Origin of the sequence: Stenotrophomonas sp. GD03958, from assembly GCF_029839005.1 — a bacterium.
Lineage (GTDB): Bacteria > Pseudomonadota > Gammaproteobacteria > Xanthomonadales > Xanthomonadaceae > Stenotrophomonas > Stenotrophomonas hibiscicola.
In genome coordinates this window covers 1-907 of the sequence record NZ_JAOBZT010000145.1, presented here as the reverse complement: position 1 = coordinate 907, position 907 = coordinate 1, and the positions used below count along the sequence as shown (strand labels likewise).

Below are 907 nucleotides of genomic sequence, written 5' to 3'. Positions count from 1 at the left end.
TTGTAGAGTCGAGATCCTATGTTCGCGGTCAAGCCTGCTGGAAGCAGGCTTGACCCACCTTCAGCATGGCCGGATCGAAGTCCCGGCCACTCTTGAACACGCCCCAAGCGATCCTGGCCAGTTTCCTTGCCAGAATATTGAAGACGGCAGTGCTGGGGTGACCGCGTTTTGACAGCTCGTCGTAGAGCGGTTGCCCCCGGCGACACCGCTTGAGGCCCATCGCGGCCATATAGAGCATTTGGCGCAGCATCGGCGCGCCCTGTTTGGACAGCCGACGCCGTCCGGTTCTGCCGCCAGATTCGTTGGGCCGGGGATCCAGACCGGTGCAGGCGATCCATGCGTTGGCGTTGGCCAAGGGCCAGCGCGTCATGTAGTAAATCAGGTGAGAGGCCACGGCAGGGCCGATACCCGGGATGGTCAGCAGGCGCTTGTAGAGCGCGCCATGCTCTCCATCGCGGCCCAAGCGTTGCAGTTGGCTTTCCAGCTCCAACAGCGTCCCAGCCAGAGCGCAGAACAGATCAGACAGCTCCCCAGGGTCACTTTTGCTTACCCCGAAGGATTGCTCTAGGCGGGCGCGTGTCTCCACCAGCGCTCGCCGCTTACGCAGCAAATCGTGCATCTGCTGCTGCTCGTCGGTACGCGGTACGTATTCACGCAGGCGATCACTCTCCTTCTTCACGTAGCGGGCGATCGCTTGGGCGTCCATGGCGTCTGTCTTGCCGCGCGAGCCCGTCGCCCGGGCGTAGTTCTTGATCAGACGTGGATCGATTACGTAGACAACGTGGCCTGCCTGGCCAGCCATCCGAGCCAACAACTCGTAATACCGCCCCGTCGCTTCCATGCCGATCTGGCATCGCTGGGGCAAGGTTCTGAGCCACTTGGCTATGCCGGCCCGGGTGTTGGCGAA

Annotated in this window: 1 protein-coding gene; it reads right to left on the bottom strand. The window is 62.2% G+C overall.

What is annotated here, in order from left to right; translation table 11 throughout:
• Positions 1 to 28: 28 nt before the first annotated feature.
• A partial coding sequence (locus N5C25_RS20465) for a transposase (protein ID WP_279937801.1) occupies positions 29 to 907 on the bottom strand: 879 nt, incomplete at its 5' end.